Source organism: Deinococcus rhizophilus, assembly GCF_030271215.1.
In the GTDB taxonomy this organism is placed as follows: Bacteria; Deinococcota; Deinococci; order Deinococcales; family Deinococcaceae; genus Deinococcus; species Deinococcus rhizophilus.
In genome coordinates, this window is the sequence record NZ_JASNGB010000342.1 from 1 (window position 1) to 985 (window position 985).

Here is a 985-nt window from a genome sequence, read left to right on the forward strand (position 1 = left end):
TCCCTGCTCCTCACCCCAACTCCCTGAAACCCAGGATGAGCCTTCGGAAAAACGATGTGGAGCATCACCCCAACGCTCACAAGCGCTTCCAACCCAAGCAGGGGCGGCCTCGCATGGAGCAGGTGGACGAGGGTGATGTCAGCCGCAAGTCGTTCAAGCGCCTCCACCGCTGGCGCTACTCGGCGACTGCCGCCTATGGAAACAACGAGGTTCATCTGCACCCCACGGAGGTACGGCGCTTGAGCGTGGCTGAGGCGCTGGCCGTTCAGTCCATGCCTCAGGACTTCGAGCTTCCGGAGGACATGACGTTGTCGGACATGTTCAAGACCGTAGGGAACGGGGTGCCGTTCCTGATGGCGCGGGGCATCGCCCGCTCGGTGAAGAGGCAGCTGATCGTGCTGCGCCCCTTGACGGCTCCCACAGAGGCAGAGGTTCAGAACAGCGCTTCTCCGCCGTTGCCCCCTCAAGATGCTCGCCGCAGCCGTGCTGCCGCTCCTGGTGATCTGGCTCCCCTCCTGACATCGCGCTGAGCGCTGGGGGCGTGACGCATTTGCGGCATGCCGTCCCAAAGCGAGGCGCTAGGCTGGACCCACGTGTCAGGAGGACGTCCGACCTTGAGTGTTCGGGAAGAAGTGTCTGCACCGTCGCCCCTCGCCCTTCAGATCAGCTCTACCCGGGGCCGGGTCGTCCCTTTGCCCGAGTGGGCTGCCTCGTTCATGAGCGCGGGAAGTCTTGCGGGAACGCAGGAACTCTCTGCGCCGCTCACCCTGGCCTTCTCCACGCCGACGCGCTCCTTCGCGGCAGTGTTCGCGGCCCTGGGTGCTGTTCATGCTCGGCGGCAGCTGGCCGTTGCGACTGCAGGCCAGTTCGAGGAGGTGTGGGGCATGACCGAGGACGTCCAAGTCCGTTACCGCATGAGCGGACAGGAGAAGCGCGGCACGGTTGGAGTGAACCCAATCGGGCGGACCGCGGGGCAAGTCACGTC

The 985-nt window shown here is 65.1% G+C and carries 1 protein-coding gene; it reads left to right on the forward strand.

Annotated elements, in window-relative coordinates; all coding sequences use genetic code 11:
- A partial coding sequence (locus tag QOL99_RS17225; RefSeq protein ID WP_285525631.1) for a DNA cytosine methyltransferase occupies positions 1-530 on the forward strand: 530 nt, incomplete at its 5' end.
- Positions 531-985 lie beyond the last annotated feature (455 nt).